15 protein-coding genes are annotated in these 21,062 nt (G+C 68.0%); 13 read left to right on the plus strand and 2 right to left on the minus strand.

Annotated features, from left to right (window positions below):
* Positions 1–2 precede the first annotated feature (2 nt).
* Together treZ and ABL838_RS15375 are read left to right on the plus strand one after the other, a co-directional pair.
* Positions 3–1,853, plus strand: a complete 1,851-nt coding sequence (gene treZ, locus ABL838_RS15370) for a malto-oligosyltrehalose trehalohydrolase (RefSeq protein ID WP_418121059.1) — start codon at positions 3–5, stop codon at positions 1,851–1,853.
* Positions 1,843–6,981: a malto-oligosyltrehalose synthase gene (locus ABL838_RS15375; RefSeq protein ID WP_418121060.1), complete on the plus strand. Its 5,139-nt coding sequence runs from the start codon at positions 1,843–1,845 to the stop codon at positions 6,979–6,981. Before treZ ends, ABL838_RS15375 begins: the two co-directional genes overlap by 11 nt.
* Before the next feature lie 17 nt (positions 6,982–6,998).
* Here the strand turns inward: ABL838_RS15375 and ABL838_RS15380 are convergent, their stop codons facing one another.
* A complete protein-coding gene (locus ABL838_RS15380) occupies positions 6,999–7,943 on the minus strand; it encodes a LysR family transcriptional regulator (RefSeq protein ID WP_418121061.1) in 945 nt (314 codons plus the stop codon).
* A gap of 103 nt (positions 7,944–8,046) precedes the next feature.
* Between ABL838_RS15380 and ABL838_RS15385 the strand changes: the two genes are divergently transcribed.
* From ABL838_RS15385 to ABL838_RS15420, 8 genes are all read left to right on the plus strand, one after another.
* A complete protein-coding gene (locus tag ABL838_RS15385; RefSeq protein WP_418121062.1) occupies positions 8,047–8,976 on the plus strand; it encodes a ketopantoate reductase family protein in 930 nt (309 codons plus the stop codon).
* A complete protein-coding gene (locus ABL838_RS15390) occupies positions 8,973–9,365 on the plus strand; it encodes a VOC family protein (RefSeq protein ID WP_418121063.1) in 393 nt (130 codons plus the stop codon). The genes ABL838_RS15385 and ABL838_RS15390 overlap by 4 nt, the downstream gene beginning before the upstream one ends.
* Positions 9,366–9,391: 26 nt before the next feature.
* Complete coding sequence (locus ABL838_RS15395) at positions 9,392–9,853, plus strand: MaoC family dehydratase (protein WP_019657422.1); 462 nt, start codon at positions 9,392–9,394, stop codon at positions 9,851–9,853.
* Positions 9,850–11,079 (plus strand): CaiB/BaiF CoA transferase family protein, encoded by a 1,230-nt coding sequence (locus ABL838_RS15400; protein ID WP_418121064.1) that lies wholly within the window; start codon positions 9,850–9,852, stop codon positions 11,077–11,079. Before ABL838_RS15395 ends, ABL838_RS15400 begins: the two co-directional genes overlap by 4 nt.
* 13 nt (positions 11,080–11,092) lie before the next feature.
* The gene (gene aroE, locus ABL838_RS15405) at positions 11,093–11,914 is read left to right on the plus strand and encodes a shikimate dehydrogenase (protein WP_418121065.1); all 822 of its coding nucleotides are present in this window, start codon (positions 11,093–11,095) and stop codon (positions 11,912–11,914) included.
* A gap of 26 nt (positions 11,915–11,940) precedes the next feature.
* Positions 11,941–12,384, plus strand: a complete 444-nt coding sequence (gene aroQ / locus ABL838_RS15410; protein ID WP_184637911.1) for a type II 3-dehydroquinate dehydratase — start codon at positions 11,941–11,943, stop codon at positions 12,382–12,384.
* 527 nt (positions 12,385–12,911) lie between these two features.
* Complete coding sequence (locus ABL838_RS15415; RefSeq protein WP_418121066.1) at positions 12,912–15,137, plus strand: LamG-like jellyroll fold domain-containing protein; 2,226 nt, start codon at positions 12,912–12,914, stop codon at positions 15,135–15,137.
* A gap of 104 nt (positions 15,138–15,241) precedes the next feature.
* On the plus strand, positions 15,242–16,528 hold the full coding sequence (locus ABL838_RS15420; RefSeq protein ID WP_418121067.1) for a hypothetical protein: 1,287 nt from the start codon (positions 15,242–15,244) through the stop codon (positions 16,526–16,528).
* An 18-nt stretch (positions 16,529–16,546) separates the two neighbouring features.
* On the opposite strand, the gene ABL838_RS15425 is transcribed toward ABL838_RS15420, so the two are convergent.
* On the minus strand, positions 16,547–16,990 hold the full coding sequence (locus ABL838_RS15425) for a universal stress protein (RefSeq protein WP_369662327.1): 444 nt from the start codon (positions 16,988–16,990) through the stop codon (positions 16,547–16,549).
* Positions 16,991–17,091: 101 nt separating this feature from the next.
* Between ABL838_RS15425 and ABL838_RS15430 the strand changes: the two genes are divergently transcribed.
* From ABL838_RS15430 to ccoN, 3 genes are all read left to right on the plus strand, one after another.
* On the plus strand, positions 17,092–19,413 hold the full coding sequence (locus ABL838_RS15430) for a heavy metal translocating P-type ATPase (RefSeq protein WP_418121068.1): 2,322 nt from the start codon (positions 17,092–17,094) through the stop codon (positions 19,411–19,413).
* On the plus strand, positions 19,413–19,550 hold the full coding sequence (gene ccoS, locus ABL838_RS15435) for a cbb3-type cytochrome oxidase assembly protein CcoS (protein WP_093196545.1): 138 nt from the start codon (positions 19,413–19,415) through the stop codon (positions 19,548–19,550). The genes ABL838_RS15430 and ccoS overlap by 1 nt, the downstream gene beginning before the upstream one ends.
* 65 nt (positions 19,551–19,615) lie before the next feature.
* Entirely contained in the window at positions 19,616–21,055 is a 1,440-nt protein-coding gene (gene ccoN / locus ABL838_RS15440) for a cytochrome-c oxidase, cbb3-type subunit I (protein ID WP_184637903.1), read from the plus strand.
* Positions 21,056–21,062: the final 7 nt, after the last annotated feature.

A 21,062-nucleotide genomic window follows, 5' to 3' on the forward strand; every position in this document is an offset into this window, starting at 1 on the left:
CGATGAGCACCCACGCACACACCATGCCCTTCGGCGCCACCGCGCAGGCGCAGGGCGTGGATTTCGCCCTCTGGGCACCCTCGGCGCAGGCCGTGGTGCTGGAGCACCGCGCCGCGGCAAGCGGTTGCGCCGCCGTCACGCTGCCCATGGAACGCGACGCCCACGGCTGGCACCGGCTGACGGTGCCCAAGGCAGGCCAGGGCGACAGCTACGGCTTCCGCCTGCCCGACGGCACCCGCGTGCCCGACCCGGCCTCGCGCTTCAACCCCGAGGACGTGCACGGCCCGAGCGTGGTGATCGATCCGCGCCGCTTCGAGTGGACCGACGATGCGTGGCGCGGCCGCCCGTGGGAGGAAGCGGTTGTCTACGAGCTGCACGTGGGCACCTTCACCGACGAAGGCACGTTCCGGGCCGCGCGGCAGCGGCTGGAGGAGCTCGCCGAGCTCGGCATCACCGCCATCGAGCTGATGCCGCTCGCCGACTTTCCGGGGCGCCGCAACTGGGGCTACGACGGCGTGCTGCCGTTCGCGCCCGATGCCTCGTACGGCACGCCCGACGATCTCAAGGCACTGATCGACGCGGCGCACTCGATGGGCCTGATGGTGCTGCTCGATGTGGTCTACAACCACTTCGGACCGGAAGGCAACTACCTGCACGCGTGCTGCCCCGAGTTCTTCAACCAGGGGCACCAGACGCCCTGGGGCCCGGCCATCAACTTCGACGGGCCGGCATCGCGCACGGTGCGCGACTTCTTCATCCACAACGCCTGCTACTGGATCGAGGAATTCCGCTTCGACGGCCTGCGCATGGATGCGATCCACGCCATCCACGACGAGACGCGGCCGCACATCGTGCAGGAGATCCGCCAGGCGCTCGACGACGGGCCGGCCCGGGGCCGCCACGTGCACCTGGTGCTGGAGAACGACGCCAACCAGGCCTCGATGCTGATGCGCGACGGCCGGGGCATTCCGGTGGCGGGCACCGCGCAGTGGAACGACGACCTCCACCATGCCGCGCACGTGCTGGCCACCGGCGAACGCGACGGCTACTACGCCGACTATGCAGGCGACCCGGTCTCCAGCTTCGCCTGCGCGCTGGCGGAAGGCTTCGTCTACCAGGGGCAGCCCTCGGCCTTCCGGCACGGCGAGCGCCGGGGCGAACCGAGCACGCGGCTGCCGCCGCAGGCCTTCGTCTCGTTCCTGCAGACGCACGACCAGGTCGGCAACCGCGCCTTTGGCGAGCGCATCCACGCGCTCGGCGATCCGGTGCTGGTGCGCGCCGCGATGGCCTGCCTGCTGCTGTCGCCGCATGTGCCGATGTTCTTCATGGGCGACGAATTCGCGGCTTCGACGCCGTTCCTGTACTTCTGCGACTTCGGTCCGGAGCTTGCGAGCGCCGTTGCCGAGGGGCGGCGCTCCGAGTTCGGCGGCTTCGCGGCATTCGCCGACGAAGCGGCGCGAGCGCGCATTCCCGATCCGAACGCCGAATCCACTTTTCTCGCCTCGAAGCTGCGCTGGCGGGAGCGCGGCACGCGCGCGCACTTCGAGCGGCTGTGCGAGGTGCGGCAACTGCTGGAGATTCGGCATCGGCTGATCGTGCCCCGGCTTGCGGGCATGAGCGCCGCAGGCGTCTACCGCTGCGAGAACGGTACGCTGCAGGTGGCGTGGGATCTCGGAGCGCCCGGCACTCGGCTGCACCTGCTGGCGCACTTCGGCGATGGGTCCGTGGCGGGCTTGGCTGCGCCGCCCGGCAAGGCGATCCACAGCGAAGGCGCTGCCGTCCAAGAGAACGCGATGCGCCTGGAGCGCGGCGCCGTGCACGTGACGCTGGAGGATCCGCCGGGTGTCGTATGAAGCAAGCCCGCCGCCGATCGCCGTCACCGATGAACTCGCGCGCCTGTGCGGGCACCACGGCATCGCCACCGGCTATTTCGACGCATTCGGACGGCGCCGAGAAGTTGGCGCGCGCAGCCTGATCGCGCTGCTGGCCGAGTTCGGCGTGCGGCTCGGCGATGTGGCGGAAGCCGGCCCCGCGCTCGAAGCAGCACGGCAAGCGGATCGGGCCGGGTCGCTGCCGCCGGTTGTGGTCGTACAGGTACCGGCGACCGGATGGCCCGTGCGGCTGCGGATTGCGCCTTCGATGAGGCGCGTGCGCTGGCAGATCAGCGACGGGTGCGGGACCGTGCTGGAAGGCGAAGGCGACGTGGGTGCCGAAGAAGCGACGCCTGGCGAGCGCATCCTGCAGATGCCTGTCGCGCTCGAAGCCGGCTACTACCGGCTGCGCGTCGAAGGCCTGCCCGGCGAGACGCTGGTGCTGGCCACGCCGGGCCATTGCTACCGCCCGCCGGCCGTGCAGGACGCAGGCCGCGTGTGGGGCGTGGCCGTGCAGCTCTACGGCCTGCGCTCGCCGCGCAACTGGGGCATCGGCGATTTCGGCGATCTGGAGGACCTGGCCGTGCGGGTGGCGGGGCAGGGCGCCGATCTCATCGGACTCAGTCCGCTGCATGCGCTGTTCGCGGGCACGCCGGAACATGCCAGCCCGTACAGCCCGTCGTCGCGGCAGCAACTCAACGTGCTCTGCATCGACGTCGAGGCGGTCGATGGCTTCCCGGACTGCGCGGCCGCGCGGGAAAAGGTCGGCTCGCCGGATTTCCAGCAGCGCCTGGCCATGCTGCGCGCCGCGCCGCTGGTCGACTACGCCGGCGTGGCCGCGGTGAAGTTCGAGGTGCTGGAGCTTCTGTTCGCGCATTTCTGCGAGCGCCACCTGCCGCCGGAAGGCGAGCCCGATGAAGCGGGCAGGGCCTTCCTTGACTTCGTCGCCCGGCGCGGCGAGGCCTTGCGGCGGCATGCCGTGTTCGAGACCTTGCGCGCTCACTTCCTTTCCACCGACAACGGTTCGGGAGACTGGCATTCATGGCCGGCCGCATGGCGCGACCCGGAATCCGCCGAAGTCGCTGCGTTCGCACGGGTGCATGCGGGGCGGGTGCGCTTTCACCAGTACCTGCAATGGGTGGCCGACCGGCAGCTCTCGCACGTCGCGGCGCGCTGCCGCGTGCTCGGCATGGGCGTGGGCCTCTACACGGACCTGGCGGTATCCGTCGATCGCGCGGGCTCCGATGCCTGGTCCTTCCAGCACGGCTTTGCCGAGAACGCCAGCATCGGCGCGCCACCGGACGAGTTCAACCCGGCCGGCCAGCGCTGGGGGCTGCCGCCGCTGAGGCCCGGCGGCCTGCGCGCCGACGGCTATCGCTTCTTCATCGAGACGCTGCGCGCCAGCATGCGCGGCGCGGGCGCCCTGCGCATCGACCATGCGATGGGACTGATGCGGCTGTTCTGGATTCCACCGGGGTGCGGCGCGGCCGAGGGCGCGTACGTCTACTACCCGCTGGAGGAGATGCTCGCCATCGTTGCGATCGAAAGCCACCGGCAGCGCTGCATGGTGGTGGGCGAGGATCTCGGCACCGTCGAGGACGCGGTGCGCGAAGGACTCTCGCGCGCGGATGTGCTCTCGTACCGGCTGCTCTATTTCGAACGGCGGCAGGGCGGCGGCTTCAAGGCCCCTGCCGATTACCCGCCGGCCGCGCTGGTCGCGATCAGCACGCACGACCTGGCAACCTTCGCGGGCTGGTGGACGGCCGCCGATCTGCGCGAGCGGCTGGCGCTGAGCCTGTTTCCCGATCCGGCGATCTTCGACAAGCAGTTGGCGGACCGCATGCGCGAGCGCGTCGAGCTGATGCAGTCGCTGCAGCATGCGGGCCTGCTGTCGCGCGAGGAAATGGCGGAGGCGGCCGGCCTTGCGATGCCTTCGGAGCGCCTGGTGGAGGCGGCGCATGCCTTCCTGGCCCGCACGCCGTCGGCGCTGATGATGGTGCAGCTGGAAGACGTGGCCGGCACTGTCGAGCAGGCCAACATGCCGGGCACCGTCGACGAACACCCCAACTGGCGCCGCAAGCTGGCGCAGCCGGTCGCGGCGCTGGCGCAGAGCGATCGGATGCACGGCCTGGCGCGCCTGCTGCGCGAGGAACGGCCACGACAGCCTCGGAATGAAGCGCCAGCCGGCCTGCGGGCGCGCATTCCACGCGCCACCTACAGATTGCAGTTCCACAAGGACTTCGGCTTCGACGACGCGATCCGCGTGCTGCCGTACCTCGCGAAGCTGGGCGTGAGCCATGTCTATTGCTCGCCGATACAGCGCGCCCGCCCGGGCAGCACGCACGGCTACGACGTGGTCGCGCATGCGGAGATCAACCCCGAACTGGGCGGCGCCGAAGGCTTCGCGCGCTTCGTCGACGCGCTGAAGGCCAACGGCCTCGGGCAGCTTCTGGACATGGTGCCCAACCACATGGGCGTGTTCGGCGCCGACAACGCATGGTGGATGGACGTGCTGGAAAACGGCCCGGCCTCGCTTTTCGCCCAGCACTTCGACATCGACTGGCAGCCGCTGAACCCCGAGCTGGCCGGCAAGGTGCTGCTGCCGGTGCTGGGCGGGCACTACGGCGAGACGCTGGACGGTGGCGAGCTGGTCTTGCGCTTCGAGGAAGCGGCGGGCGGCTTCGCCGTCCGCTATTTCGAGCATCGCTTCCCGCTGGCGCCCGAGACTTATCCGGTGGTGCTGGAACGCGCGCTCGAGCGGCTGGGCGATGCGGATGCGGCGCACCGGCTGGCGAGCCTTTCCACGGCCTTCGGTCGCCTTCCCGGGCGCGACCTGGCATCGCCGCACGAGCAGGCCGAGCGAGTTCGCGACAAGGAGCTCTTCAAGGCGCGACTCGCGGAGCTGGCGCGCAGCGAGCCCACGGTGGCCCATGCGCTCGCTGCAGCAGTGGCGGGTTTCAATCTGGCCTCGGCGCAAGCCCGCGATGCGCTGCACCGGCTGATCGAGGCGCAGGCGTATCGGCTCGCGCACTGGCGGGTGGCGGCCGACGAGATCAACTACCGGCGCTTCTTCGACATCAACGATCTTGCCGGCGTGCGCATGGAACGCGACGAGGTGTTCGAGGCCACGCAGTCGTTCGCGCTGGATCTCGCGGCTTCGGGCGTGGTGGACGGGCTGCGCATCGACCATCCGGACGGGCTCTACGACCCCGCGGACTACTTCCGCAAGCTCCAGGAAGGCTATGCGCGCCGCGCCGGACTGGCGCTGCCGACGTACGACACGCAGGGCCGGCCCGCGCGGCCGCTCTACGTGGTTGCCGAGAAGATTGCCGCGGCCCACGAGGACGTTCCCCACAGCTGGCATGTGCATGGCACCACCGGCTACCGGTTCGCGAACGTGGCCAACGGCGTGCTGGTCGACACGGCCGGCAGGGATCGCATGCTGCACGCCTGGCAGCGCTTCACAGGCGTGGCGGAAGACTTCGCCTCGATCTGCCGCGAAGGCCGGCGCGAGGTGATGCGCAATGCGTTGTCGTCGGAGCTCAATGTGCTGTCCGGCGAACTGCTTCGCATCGCCCGGGCGGACCGAGGCACGCGCGACTACACGCTCAATGCGCTGCGCCGGGCCTTGTCTGGCGTGTGCGCCTGCATGACCGTCTATCGCACCTACATCGTCGGCGAGCCGTCCGGGCAGGACGGACGCTTCATCGACGAGGCCGTGGCCGAAGCCGCTCGGCGCAGCGGCGAGGCCGATCTGTCGGTGTTCGAGTTCGTGCGTGGAGCACTGAGTGGGGCGCTGAGTGGGGCGCTGCGTGGCGAGCCATCCACTGCAGCCCACCCCGCGCTCGCCGAACGGGTGCGCCGCTTCGCGATGCGTTTCCAGCAGTTCAGTGCGCCGGTGGCGGCCAAGGGCGTGGAAGACACGGCGTTCTATCGCTACTTTCCGCTGAGCTCGCTCAACGAGGTGGGCGGCGAGCCGGATCTTTTCGGTATCGAGGTCGGGCAGTTCCACGCGCTTTCCGCCGATCGCGCACTTCACTGGCCGCACACCATGCTCGCGACATCGACGCACGACAACAAGCGCGCGGAGGACGTCCGCAACCGGATCGACGTGCTCTCGGAAATTCCCGACGAGTGGATGCGCGCGCTGGCACGCTGGCACGGCAAGTGCCGCGGCACGCGCGCGAATCTGCCGGGCGGCGAGTCGCCGTCGCGTGCCGATGAATACCTGCTCTACCAGACGCTGCTGGGCACGCTGCCACCGGGCGGGCTCGACGCGGATGCACTGCCGGACTACACCCAGCGCATCTGCCAGTACATGCGAAAGGCCGCGCGCGAAGCCAAGCTGCGCACGCGCTGGACGCAGCCCGACGAGGACTACGAATCGGCGCTGGAACATTTCGTGCACGAGATATTGGCGCCGGCCGGCAACGGGGAGGAGGGCGAGTGCCTGCGGGACATCCGGCAGCTGTCGGACCGGCTGGCGACGATCGGTGCGTGGAACAGTCTCACGCTGATGCTGCTGAAGTACGCCTCGCCGGGCGTGCCCGATCTCTATCAGGGCGGCGAGCTGATTGCGCTGAGCCTCGTGGATCCGGACAACCGGCGGCCGGTGGACTATGCGCTGCGCCAGCGGCTGCTCGACGAACTGGACGGAATGGCTGGCGAGGACGGCCTTGCCCGCCGGGTCCGCGCGATGGCCGCGTCGCCGCACGATGGACGGGCGAAGCTCTGGTTCATCTGGCGGCTTCTGACCCTGCGACGGGCGCAGCCGCTGCTGTTTGGAGAAGGCAGCTACGAGCCGCTGACTGTCGAGGGGCCGCTGGCGCGGCATGTAGTCGCATTCGCGCGGCGGCATGGCGAGCAGGCGGTGCTGGTCCTGGCTGGCCGGCTGTTCGCGTCATTTTCAGGCGATGCCGCAAGACCGACGCTGCCGGAATCGGCGAAATGGAACGGCACGACGATCCGCCTGCCGGACGGCCTCGACGCGGGGCCCATGCGAAACCTGCTGACAGGAGAGGTCGTTTCCGCCACGGACCGGCTGCAACTGACCGAGACATTCAGCGCAATGCCCTGGGCGGCACTGGTTCCCGAGGGCGCATTCCGTTGACTCGGGACCTCCAGGAACTAGGGCCTCAAGGGCTTGTGCGAGAACAGCTCCTCGCACAACGCGCGCAGCCAGCGGCTGGCAGGATCCTGGTGGTAGCGGACGTGCCAGTGCTGTTTGACAGTGAACGGCGGCACTCGCACCGGACAACCGTGGACCTTCAAGGCGCTCCCACTTGAACTGGCGAGCGTCTCGCCGATATGACGCGGCACGGTTGCGATCAGGTCGGTCGTGGACACGACAGCCGCAAGGCCAAGGAACCCCGGCAACTCCAGCAGGACGCGCCGCCCGATCTTTTGTCGCTGCAGTGCAGCCTCCAGCAGCAAGGCGCCGGTGCCCCCAACGATGCCGATATGGGCCTCGGCCTTGTATTCGCGCAGGCCCAATCCCTTGAGGCCGATGCGAGGGTGACGCGCGTTCACGAGGCACACCCAGTCCTGAGGGTAGAGAACCTGCTGGTAGAACCCCGACTCGAGCTGGGGCACCAGGCCGATCGCGAGGTCCGCCTCGCCGGATTGCAGCGCCTGTCCGGTTTGCTCGTCGATTCGCGCGGCCTCCAGGCGAACGCCGGGCGCGACCGCGCGCACATGCGCGAGCAGGCGCGGCAGCAGGGTGATGTGGCTGGCATCCGTCATGCAGATGCGAAAGCGCCGTGTCGCAACCGACGGATCGAAGGCTTCGGCGGGCGCGGCCACTCGACGCAGTGCGGCCAAGGCTTCCCGCACCGGCACGATCAGCTCCTGCGCGCGCGGGGTCGGCTGCATGCCGGTGGTGGTGCGAACGAAAAGCTCGTCGCCCAGCTGCCGGCGCAGTCGTCCGAGCCAGTTGCTCACGGTCGGCTGGCTCTGGCCCATCGCCTCGCCGGCCCGCGTCACGCTGTTCGTGCTGTAGAGCAGCTCGAACAGGCGCAGCAGCTTGATGCTGGGAAGGGATGCATCGCCTTCGATGTCGTCGTCAGTATCCAAACCGGATCTCCATTTCAAATTGGAATGTAGATCATTGCAGCCATGCCATGGGCAACATGATCCTTGGAACCTATCTTCGGGGTCATTCCGAACGAAGGCTCACATGAAGATCTACTTTCTCGGTGCCGGCGCATTGGGTTGCGCCATCGGCGGGACCCTCGCCGCAGCGGGGTCCGATGTCACACTGATCGACCCCTTCCAGGCCCACGTCGACGCGATCAATCGCGACGGGCTGCGCATGAAGGTCGGCGATTCGGAGCGCACCGTCCGGGTCCGCGCGGCGCTCGACAGCACGAGGCTCGAGGCCCCGGACCTCATCGTCGTGCTGGTCAAGTCCTTCCACACGCGTGCGGCCATCGAAGGGGCACGAAACATCGTGGGGCCCGACACGGCCGTGATGTCGCTGCAGAACGGCATGGGGCATGAGGAAATCCTCTCGGAAGTGGTGGGCGCCGGGCATGTGCTTGCCGGCAAGACCTACGTCGGCGGCGTGATGCTCGCTCCCGGTCATGTCATTGCCGGCACGCAGGGCAAGCGCACGGTGATCGGCGAGATCGACGGCCGCGTCAGCGAACGCGCCAAGGCGATCGCCGCGGAGTTCGAGCGCGCCGAGCTGCCTTGCGAGGTCAGCGGCAACATCCTCGGCGCGATGTGGGACAAGCTCCTGATCAACGTCGCGACCGGTGCACTGAGCGGCATCACCGGCCAGGTCTACGGAAGCCTCTACGCGGTGCCGGAGATCGAAGCCACGGCCATCGCCGCGGTGGCCGAAGCGATGGCGGTTGCCGAGGCCAGCGGCGTGAAGCTGTCGATCAAGGCGCCGCGCGACGCCTGGCTGATGGCTGCCGAGGGCCTGCCCTACGAATTCAAGACCTCGATGCTGCAGAGCCTGGAGAAGGGCTCGGTCACCGAGATCGACTTCATCAACGGCGCCGTGGTGCGCGTGGGACGCAAATGCGGCATGCCGACGCCCGTCAACCAGACGCTGGTCGCAGCGATCAAGGGCATCGAACGCCGCATGGAGGCGAAATGAACACCCGGGCCATACCGAAAGCCTACGTCGAGCACGTCGCCATCTGGGTGCGCGACATCCATTGGCACATCAAGTTCTTCCACGATGTCTGCGGCATGACGATGCGGGAAGTGCAGGGCACCATCGAGGAGCCCATCCAGTACTGGACGCTCGGAGGCATGCAGTTCATGGCCAGGTCCGATTACGACGGCCCCGAAGGTCGGCTGGGCCACCTGGGCGTGATGTGCGAAGACCTCGAGGCCGCACTGGCCGCCGCAAAGGCCTTCGGCGTCACCGAGATGCCCCAGGGCCGCAACTGGCTGCGCCTGCCCGATGGCCTGGCCGTCGAATTCATCCAGGCCAGCCCCGGCGCCGTGGCCAAGGCGCTGGCGATCGATCCCCGCGCCTGAACCCTGTCCGTACCCGAGACCCCGACATGAACACACTCACCATCGAAGACAAGTACTGGGACGACGCCGTCGTCGGCGAGGAATGCATCAGCCCGCCGTACGAAGTGACGGAAGCCCGCGTGATGGCCTACGCCGACCTCACGGGCGACCACACGCCCGTGCACACCGACGAGGCCTACGCCCGCACCACGCCTTTCGGCACCCGTGTGGCCCACGGCCTGTTCGGCCTCTCGATCGCAGACGGCCTGAAGACGAAGAGCGACATGCGCTTCATGCCCGGCATGTCGCTGGGCTGGGAATGGAGCTTCGTCGCGCCCATCAAGCTCGGCGACACGGTGCGGGTGAGGTTCCGCGTCGAGTCCAAGCGCGAATCGAAGAGCAAGCCTGGCTGGGGCATCCTGGTGCTGCCGTCCGAACTGATCAACCAGCGCGACGAGGTCGTGCAGAAGGGCGAGCATCGTGTGATGGTGCCCAGGAGGCCGGCATGAACGCGGCGGCACGGCAGGCATTGCCCCTGGCGGGAATCCGCGTCATCGACTACAGCCATTTTCTTGCCGGTCCCTATGTGGGCCGCTGCCTGGCCGCGCTGGGCGCCGAAGTCATCAAGGTGGAGCGCCCCGGCTCCGGCGATGCCGGCCGGCAGCACGCCTGGTTCGTCGGCGACCACAGCGGCTACTTCCTGCAGCAGAACATGGGCAAGAAGGGCCTGTCGGTCAACACTAAGGACCCGCGCGGCCGCGCGCTGATGAAGAAGCTGGTCGACAGCGCCGACGTGTTCGTCGAGAACTACCGCCCCGGTGCACTCGAAAAGCTGGGCCTGGGCTACGCGGAACTGGCCGAGACCAATCCGGGCCTCGTCTACTGCTCGATCTCCGCATACGGCCATACCGGACCGGACTCGCACCGCGCCGGCTTCGGCCTGATTGCTGAAGCCAAGAGCGGCATCATGCAGATGGTGGGCAATCCCGGCGAGGCGCCGCCTCTGCTGCGTATATCGCTCGGCGACATGTACACCGGCATCCACGCCGTGGCGGCGATCAACGCCGCGCTGCTGGGCCGCGTGAAGTCGGGCCGCGGACAGCACATCGACATGGCGCTGTACGACACGCTGGTGTCGATGCACGAATACGCGGTGCAGTGCTACACGCTCTCGGGCGGCAAGGAGGTACCGGTGCAGACCGGCCACGACATGCCCAATTCGACCCTGTACGGCGTGTTCCGCGCACAGGACGGCGATCTGGTCATCGCCGCGCAGGTCGACGACGCATGGAAGCGCTTCGCCGCGCTCGTCGAGCAGAACGGCGGACCCGCGGGCTTCGGAGGCGACACGCGCCTGCACGGCGCGGCCGGGCGCAACGCAAACCGCCTGGAAATTCTCGAGGTGGTCCGCCCTTGGGTGGCACAGCGACCCGTGGCCGGGATACTGAAGATGCTGGACGGCATCGACGTGCCCTGTGCCAAGGTGCAGCGCATCGACGAAGTGCTGGCCGACCCGCAGATCCAGGCGCGCGGCATGGTGGTGGAGCAGGAGCACCCGGTGCTGGGCAACATCCGCTTGCCCAATCTGCCCTTCCGCATGTCGGGCTGCGACACCTCGATCACGCAGGTGGCGCCGGAGCTCGGCGAGCACAACGCCGAGATCGCCGCGAGCCTGGGTTACGACGCCGCCCAGATCGCCGAGATGCAGGCCGACGGCGTGCTCTACAGCGCATGAAGAGGAGGGCAGCATGACCGACCGCTACGCCGTCATCGGCAATCCCATCGGCCACACCAAGTCGCCGCTGATCCACGGCAGCTTTGCCCGCGCGACCGGCCAGGACATCGAATACGGCGCCATCGAAGGCTCGCTCGAGCGCTTCGCGGACGACGTGCACGCGTTTCGCAAGGCGGGCGGGCTCGGCTTGAACGTGACGGCGCCATTCAAGCTGCAGGCGCTGGCCCTGGCGACCGAACGCCTGGAGCGTGCCGAGCTGGCCGGTGCCACCAACGCGCTCAAGTTCGAAGGCGACCGCATCCTTGCCGACAATTTCGACGGCGTGGGTTTGACCAGGGACATCCGGAGCAACCTGGGTTTCTCCCTCAAGGGCGCGCGCATGCTGGTGCTCGGTTCGGGCGGCGCGGTGCGCGGAGCCCTGTTGCCCTTCCTCGCGCAAGAGCCGGCCGAACTGGTGGTCGCGAACAGGACCTTGCCGAAGGCGGTCGACCTCGCCGAGCAGTTCGCGGTGCATGGCCCCGTGCGCGCCTGCGCCTATGCAGACCTGGCCGGGGAGCGCTTCGACATCGTCGTCAACGGCACCTCGGCCAGTCTCAAGGCCGAGCTGCCACCTGTGCCGGCACAGACCTTCCAGAACGCCAGGCTTGCCTACGAACTGGCCTACGGCAAGGGCCTGACGCCCTTCCTGCGGCTGGCCCGGAACGCGGGCGTGCCCCAGCTCGCCGACGGCGTGGGCATGCTGGTCGAGCAGGCGGCCGAAGCCTTCCTGTGGTGGCGCGGCGTGCGGCCCGACACCCGTGCGGTCATCGAGCGCATGACCATCCCGCTGGTCTGAGACCGCGACAACAAGGAGAGACCCCGATGAAGATCCTCATGCTCCACGGCATCAACCACAACATGTTCGGCAAGCGCGATCCGAAGCAATACGGCAACACGACGCTCGCCGAGATCGACGCGAAGCTGCAGGCGCTGGGCAAGGAGCTGGGCGCGGAGGTCGAGAGCTTCCAGACCAACAGCGAAAGCGCCATGTGCGAGCGCATCCACCAGGGCTTCGTCGATGGCGTCGATGCGGTCCTGATCAACGCCGGCGCATGGACGCATTACAGCTACGGCATCAGGGACGCGCTGGCAATCCTCACGGTGCCGGTGGTCGAACTGCACATGTCGAACATCCATGCGCGCGAGGAGTTCCGGCATCACTCGGTGTTCGCGGACATCGTGAAGGGCCAGATCTGCGGCTTCGGCCTGGACAGCTACCTGCTCGCCTTGCGTGCTGCAGTGTCGGCGGTGCGAGGCGCCGGCTAGCGAGAAGCAAGCTGCGCGAGCCCGCCCCGGGGATGCCCGGCGACGACGAGGCGGGGTCGCAGCGAGATAGCCGTGCCGCCTGCGAAACATGAGGCGGTCGGCGGCGGAAAACCGGGCTCGACAGCGACCCGGACGAAGACCATTTCGCATCCAGCGAAAGCATCGGCATCACTGCGTCTTCGAGATGGAATGAACGCAAGCAAGTTGCGGCGCTTCCGGTCATTCCGAAAATGAAATTCAGTCGCTCATTTTCAGAGGCAATTCAACGCTCGTTGCCGCCTCTGTACAGGTCACACTGATCGGGCTTGCCGTGTCGCGCAGTCGATGCGGTGCGGGCATGGCCGGAGGCAGTGACATTCAATGTCGTTTCGCCGGCGTCTCATGTGACAACGAATGTCACTTCTTGCCGCTGCGCGTCCCTCGCAACGCGCTCAATGCATCCATCGGTTTTACCGATTTCATTTCGTCTACCCATCGAAGCGAATGGCATGCACTTTGCAGAAGCATTTATTTACACATTCCGATAAATGACCCATCCCACGAACGACGACAAAGACGCCGGCCTGCTGGATCGCCGCACCTTCTTCATCGGCACCGCGAGTGCAATCGCCCTGGGCACGACGGCTTGCGGTGGGGGCAGCAGCGGTAGTTTTTCGCCCATAGGGGGAGCGGCCGCGCAGCAGCCATCACAGCAATCAGCGGATGCGAGCCCCGGCGCTGTCACAGGTGTCGATACCCCCGCCACTCCCGCGCCCGAGCCAGCCGCCCCTGAGCCCGCAGTACGCAAGATCGTGCACCCCGGCCTGCTGGTCACGGAAGACGCTCTGCAGCGCATCCGCGACAAGCTGGCCGCCAAGGCGGAGCCATGGGTGGGCGGCTTGAACATGATGCTCAGGGCGAACACCACCGGCCTCGATGCGAAGCCGCGCCCCCTGGCGCTGGTGACGCGCGGCGTCGATGGCGAGAACTATGGGCAGATGGTCGGCGACATGGTGCGCGCCCTTCATTACGCACTGCGCTGGAAGATTTCGAACGACGAGAGCTACGCGAAGAAGGCGGTGGAGTTCCTCAATGCATGGTCGTCGACCTTGACCGAGCTGGGCGGCAATTCGAACGTCTACCTGGCCTCGGGCCTTTACGGCAACCAGTGGGCCAACGCCGCGGAACTGATGCGGACCTACTCCGGCTGGGCGAAGGAAGACGTTGCCCGCTTCCAGACCATGCTGATGAACGTGTTCTACCCGAAGGCCCATGACTTTCTTGTCAACCACAACGGCACGGAGACTAGAAAGGTCACCCACTACTGGGCCAACTGGGACCTGGCCAACATCTGCGCCGTCTACGCGATCGGCGTGTTCTGCGACCGGCCCGACCTGAGGGCCGAGGCAAGCAACTACTACAAGGCCGGCCGCGGCAACGGCACGAGCGCCGGCAGCGTCTACTACGTGCACCCCGGTTACCTCGGGCAATGGCAGGAAAGCCATCGCGACCAGGGCCACTCCACCCTCGGCATCTCGCTGGCCGGGATGCTGTGCGAAATGGCCTGGAACCAGGGCGAGGACCTCTACGGCTACTGGAACAACCGGCTGCTGGCCGGTGCGGAGTACGTGGCCAGGACGAACCTGACCGATGCCAATGGCAATGCCCTGTTCACGATGCCGTTCGCGCCTTACAACGGCGTCTTCGGACCCGCTACCGCCGTGGCGGGCACCGGCAGCGGCCGGCCCTGCTGGGAACTGATCTACAACCACTACGTGAACCGCAAGGGTCTCTCCGCCCCCTGGACCAAGGCGATGGTCGACAGATTTCGTCCGGAGCGCGTCGACGGCGGCGACCAGCCGGGCATCGGCACGCTGCTTTATGCGCGCGATCCGGTCGCTGCCGCAAACCCCAGCGGCCTTAGCGCATTCCTGAACAACGCAAAGGTGCAGCTGTCCTGGTGGGGCACGGCGGGCGCTTCCCAATACCTCGTGCAGAGGGCGGCTTCACCGAACGGTCCGTTCACGACCCTTGCGCCCGTCACCGATCCACGCACCTACACCGACGATGCCGACCAGGGCACCTGGTACTACCGCATCGATGCGGTGACCGACGCCGGCGAGATCACCGGTGCGGATACCTTGCGCGTGGCGGTTCCCGGCGAGCTGTGGCTGCACCTGCCGCTCAACGGCGATGCCGACGACGCCAGCGGCCGCGGCCTGAACGCGCAGTTGAAGGGCGGTACGAGCTGGGGCGAAGGGCGCAACGGCGGAAGCGCCGTGCAACTCGACGGTCGCAGCGGCCACGTCCAGTTGCCCGACGGGGCCGTGTCGGCCCTGGGCGACTTCACGGCGGCGGTGTGGGTCTACTGGGATGCCTCCGTGGTCAATACGCGCATCTTCGACTTCGGCTCCAACGACGTGGCCTACATCTCGCTGATTCCTCGCGACGGCAACGGCAAGCTGCGGTTTTCGGGCTCGCGCAACCAGTTCTGGAACGAGGAGTCCGTGACGACCGACGTGCTGCCCACGCAGCGCTGGGTGCATGTGGCGGTCACGCTTTCAGGCACCGTGGGCACGCTCTACGTGGACGGCACGCAGGTCGCCACCGCGGACGGCATCTGGATCAATCCCTTCCAGCTGGGCCGCACGACGCAAACCTGGCTGGGCCGCTCCCAATACGGCGGCGACCCGTACTTCAAGGGCCGCATGCAGGACTTCCGCATCTACAGCGGCGCGCAGGACGCGGCCTTCATCGCGAACCTCGCCCGCTGAGCGCCATCGGGCAGCCGCGCTGCCCGGACAACCCTGAACCCGAACCGGTGTGTGCCTGCACGGGCGCGCCGGTATTTGTTTCCTCTCACCTTTCGGACTTTTCCATGGGCATTCTTTCTCGACGATCCGTTTCCGCGCTGCTGGCCTCGCTGCTGCTCTTCGGCTGTGGCGGAGGAGGTGGCAGCGGTAGCGGTGGCGGGGCCGGCATTCCGTTGTTCGGCAGCCCGACGGGCCAGGCCGGCACCGGCGGGCAGAACAACGGTGGACAGGTGGCCGGCAACACCTCCGGCGGCGGCACCCAGGGCGGCACTGGCGGCACGAGCGGTGGCACCGCGCCAGTGCCGGCCACCGTCGCCCTGGCCAACAAGCTGGGCAAACCCTCGCGAGTGCTGGTTGGGCTGGGAGCGACCTCCATCGACGACATGAAGAGCCAGGACATCCACCCCGACATCGTGGAGCGCTACCTGGTGGGAGTCGGCTCGGGCGCCTGGCCGACGTGGAACAGCCCCGACGGGGCCTACGTCACCTTCACTGCGCAGGCTGCCGATGCCTATGGTGCGGTGCCCATGTTCACGCTCTACCAGATGACGGCGAACGGCGAAGGCAATCTCAGCGGCATCAGCGACGCGACCTTCATGAACAAGTACTGGGGCCAGGTCCGCCTGATGTACCAGCGCATCGCGGAATGGGGCAAGCCTGCCCTCGTCAACGTGGAGCCGGACTTCTGGGGCTTCGCCGCGTCGCAGGCGCTCGGCCGCGACCTGACGAAGATGGCCGCTTCCGTAAAGGGGCAGCCCGAATGCAGCACGCTGCCCGATACCGTGGCTGGCCTGGGCCAGTGCTTCGTGCAAATGGGCCGCAAGGTCGCACCCAAGGCACTGATCGGGTTCCCGCCCGCCTTCTGGAATGGCACGCCCGCCGAGATCGCCGCGATGATGCGGACCGTCGGTGCGAACCAGGCGGACTTCATCGTCGCCCAGACCAGCGATCGCGACGCGGGCTGCCGCGAAGCTGCATCGCCGCCTCCGGAATGCCAGAACGGAAGCGCTCCGTTCTACTGGGACGCAAGCAACAAGACCAGCCCCAGCTTCCATGATTCGCAGAAGCAGTATTCGGATTACCGCGCGGCCCTGGGCAACGATCTGCCCATCCTGTGGTGGCAGACGCCAATGGGCGTGCCTTCCGACACGCCCGGCGGCACCGACCAGCACTATCGCGACAACCACGTCGACTACATGCTGACCAACACCCAGGAGTACGGCGACATGCACACCGTCGGGATCGTCTTCAGCGCGGGTGCGGGCAGCCAGACCTCGATCGGTACGGACGGCGGCCAGTTCGCGCGCTTTTCGGCGCAATACCTTGCGCGAGGCGGCGCGGTGCTGAAGTAGCGGGTTCGGTCGAGCCCACTACCGCAGCACCAGAACCGGCAGCGACGATCGAACCAGGACCTGCTGCGTCTCGCTTCCCAGCAAGAGGCGCTTGAGGCCCTTGCGTCCGTGCGAGGCCATCACGATCAGGTCGCTCCTGTGCTTCTTCGCCGCGGCGATGATCGATTCGGCGACCAGGTCCGAGCTGGCCTGCGCCGTCCTGATCCGCACGCCGCGCTCCCGCGCGCGGTCGCGCACCTTGTCGAGCATGGCCTGCGCCTTCTCCGCCCACTGCTTCTCGATGCGGCCGACGTCTTCTGCCGAGAAGGTCATCGAGCCTTCGAAATAGCTCTTCGGGTAACGGGGGACGACGGTCAGGGCGACCAGGTCCGAGTCGTTCTGCACCGCCAACGCGATGGCGCTGTCGACGGCCTTCTTCGAAAGGGCGGTGCCGTCGGTGGCGACGAGGATGCGTTTGAACATGAAGGGCTCCGCGTGATTTGCGGCAGAGCTTAGGCGCGCCCGCAACCTACGGCTTGATCCATATCAAACGGCTCGCGCGGCCCGCCTCTTAGGCTCGCCCGATGAATGCCACGCTCGCCCCCGATCGCGCCGCGATCCCCGTCTTTCCCGCCGCGGACGGCGACCAGGCCTGGCAGCTGTTGGACGATCCGGCCGAATGGCCCGCCTTCGGCCGCGAGCTGGGTGCTGCCGGCGCCGGCTGCTGGGAGTCGCAGGTCGTGGTCGAGGGCATGCACTGCGCGGCCTGCGCCTTCACGGTCGAGGCCGCGCTGCGCCAGGTGCCGGGCGTGATGGAGGTGCAGGTCAACGCGGCCAGCCGGCGTGCGCGCGTGGTCTGGTCGCCCGCGCAGGCCCGGCCTTCGCACTGGTTCGAGGCCAGCGCGAAAGCCGGCTACCGGCTGCTGCCGGGCAGCGACCGCTCCGTCAGGGAATTGCGCCGGCGCGAATCGCGGCTGGCCCTGTGGCGCTGGCTCGTGTCGGGCTTCTGCATGATGCAGGTGATGATGTACGCCTACCCGGCCTACGTCGCGCGGCCCGGCGACATGAACGCCGATTCCGCGCAGCTGCTGCGCTGGGCTTCCTGGGTGCTGACGCTGCCCGTCGTGCTCTTCTCCTGCGGGCCCTTCTTCCGCAGCGCCTGGCGCGACCTGCGCATGGGGCGCATCGGCATGGATCTTCCCGTGGCCTTCGGCGTGCTCGCGACCTTCGCGGTCAGCACCGCGGCCACCTTCGATGCCACGGGACCGCTCGGCCACGAGGTGTACTTCGACTCGCTGACGATGTTCGTCTTCTTCCTGCTCACGGGCCGCTGGCTCGAGGCGCGCCTGCGCGAACGCACCGCCGGCTCGCTCGACGCGCTGATGAACCGGCTGCCCGACGGTGTCGACCGGCTCGCCGCTGATGGCAGCTGGAAGCGGGTGGCCGTGCGCCGGCTCGCCGTGGGAGACGTGGTGCGGGTGCGGCCGGGCGAGGCCTTTGCGGCCGACGGCGTGGTGATCGAAGGCGACACCAGTGCCGACGAGGCCTTGCTGACCGGCGAATCCCGACCCGTGCCTCGCCCCTGCGGCGACCGCGTGCTCGCCGGCAGCCACAACCTGTCGGCGCCGGTGCGGGTGCGCATCGAATCGGTGGGCGAGGGCACGCGCTTCGCGCAGATCGTCCGGCTGATGGAAAGCGCCGCCTCACGCAAGCCGCGCCTGGCACTGCTGGCGGACCGCGTGGCGCGCCCCTTCCTCGCCGCGGTGCTGGTGTCGGCGGCCGTGGCCGCAGCGCTCTGGTGGCCCACGGACCCGGGCAGGGCGCTGATGGTGGCGGTCGCGGTGCTCATCGTGACCTGCCCGTGCGCGCTCTCGCTCGCGACGCCGGCCGCCATGCTCGCCAGTGCCGGCGCGCTGGCACGCGGCGGGGTGATGACATCCAACCTCCAGGCCCTGGAAGCGCTCGCGTCGGTCGATACCGTCGTGTTCGACAAGACCGGAACCCTGACCGGCGACATACCGCGCCTGGAGCGCATCTACTGCCGTCAGGGCATGCGGCCCGGCGATGCGCTGGAGATGGCCGCCGCGCTCGGCGCGCAGTCGCTGCATCCCGTGTCGCAGGCGCTGGTGAATGCGTGGAATGCGCAATTCCGTTGTGCGCCCGGCTGGGCAGCGGACAAGGTGGCTGAGACTGCGGGCCAGGGCATCGAGGGCCGGATGCGGCGCGTGCGCGCGGCCGCCGGAACGAGCCGTCGCGTGCGCCTCGGCTCACCAGCCTTCTGCAGCGTGGCGCCGCTGGAAGTCGATGCGGCGCAGGTCCATCTCGCGGACGAGCAGGGGTGGCTCGCCAGCTTCGTGCTGGTCGAGGAATTGCGCGCCGATGCCGCGGCTGCCGTGGCGTCGCTGCGCGAGCAGGGCCTCACGGTGCGGCTGCTGTCGGGCGACAGGGATTCGGCCGCGAGGGAGATCGGCGCGCGTTGCGGCATCGACTTCTCGCAGGGCGGCTGTACGCCCGAGGACAAGCTCGAGGTGCTTTGGCGGCTGCAGGCCGAGGGCCGGCAGATCGCGATGGTGGGCGACGGCCTCAACGACGGCCCGTCGCTGGCGCGCGCGAACGCCTCGTTCGCCTTCGGCCGCAGCGTGCCGCTGTCGCGCGCGCATGCCGACTTCGTCGTGCTGGGCAACAGGCTCGCAACCATCCCCCGGGCCATCGCGCAGGCGCGCAAGACGCTGCGCGTGGTGCGCCAGAACCTCCTGTGGGCGGCGGGCTACAACGCGCTGTGCGTGCCGCTGGCCATCGCCGGCTGGCTGCCTGCATGGCTTGCCGGCCTCGGCATGGCCGCGAGTTCGCTCGTGGTGGTTCTGAATGCGACGCGGCTCGCGTCCGGCGCGAAAGAGGTGCGCTGATGGACATCCTCTTCCTTCTCGTTCCGTTGTCCGTGGCGCTGGTCCTCGCGATCCTCGGCGGCCTGTGGTGGGCCATCGAGCGCGGCCAGTTCGACGACGTCGACGCCGAGGGCGAGCGCATCCTGCACGGCGATTGATCTGCATCAACCCGCAGGGCAGCGTGCCCACGGAAACTGCCCGCAACTCAATCAAGGGCACCACGATGCAACCACCGAATCCACCCGCCGCGGAATACGACGACACGGTCGTGCGGCAATTCGCGCTCATGTCCGTGGTCTGGGGCGTGGTCGGCATGCTGGTCGGCGTGGTCATCGCCTCCCAGCTGACGTGGCCCGAACTCAACCTCGGCATTCCGTGGCTCAGCTATGGGCGCCTGCGGCCGCTGCACACCAACGCGGTCATCTTCGCGTTCGGCGGCTGCGCGCTGATGGCGACCAGCTTCCACGTGGTCCAGCGCACCTGCCAGGTGCGCCTGTTCGCACCCAGGCTCGCGTCTTTCGTGTTCTGGGGCTGGCAGGCGGTGATCGTGGCGGCTGCCATCAGCCTGCCGATGGGCTACACCAGCGGCAAGGAATACGCCGAGCTGGAGTGGCCCATCGACCTGCTGATCGCCGTGGTCTGGGTGGCCTACGCCGTCGTGTTCTTCGGCACCATCGGGATGCGCAAGGTGCGCCACATCTACGTGGCGAACTGGTTCTTCGGCGCCTTCATCATCGCGGTGGCGCTGCTGCACATCGTCAACAGCGCCGAGATCCCGGCGGGCTGGATGAAGAGCTACTCGGCCTACGCCGGCGTGCAGGACGCGATGGTGCAGTGGTGGTACGGCCACAACGCCGTCGGCTTCTTCCTCACGGCCGGCTTCCTCGGGATGATGTACTACTACATCCCCAAGCAGGCGGGCCGGCCGGTGTACTCGTACCGGCTGTCGATCGTGCACTTCTGGGCGCTGATCTTCACCTACATGTGGGCGGGCCCGCACCACCTGCACTACACCGCGCTGCCCGACTGGACGCAGTCGCTGGGCATGGTGTTCTCGCTGATCCTGCTGGCGCCGAGCTGGGGCGGCATGATCAACGGCGTGATGACGCTCTCGGGCGCCTGGCACAAGCTGCGCACCGACCCGATCCTGCGCTTCCTGATCGTGGCGCTGTCGTTCTACGGCATGTCGACCTTCGAGGGGCCGATGATGTCCATCAAGACCGTCAACGCCCTGAGCCACTACACCGACTGGACCGTGGGCCACGTGCATTCCGGCGCGCTCGGCTGGGTGGGCTTCATCACCATGGGCTCGCTCTACTACCTGATCCCGCGCATGTACGGCCGCACCGCCATGTACAGCACCAAGGCCATCGAGGCGCACTTCTGGATCGCCACCATCGGCATCGTGCTTTACATCGCGGCCATGTGGATCGCCGGCGTGATGCAGGGCCTGATGTGGCGCGCCATCAACTCCGACGGCACGCTCACCTACACCTTCGTGGAGAGCGTGAAGGCCACCTTCCCGTTCTACCTGGTGCGCGTGATCGGCGGCGTGCTCTACCTCAGCGGGATGCTGCTGATGGCATGGAACGTCTGGATGACCGTCATCTCCGGGCGCGCGGTGCGCGCCGAGATCCCGCCCCCTGCCATGGCCCATGCCTGAGGACGCA

Source organism: Variovorax sp. 160MFSha2.1 (genome assembly GCF_048305075.1).
Taxonomy (GTDB): domain Bacteria; phylum Pseudomonadota; class Gammaproteobacteria; order Burkholderiales; family Burkholderiaceae_C; genus Variovorax; species Variovorax guangxiensis.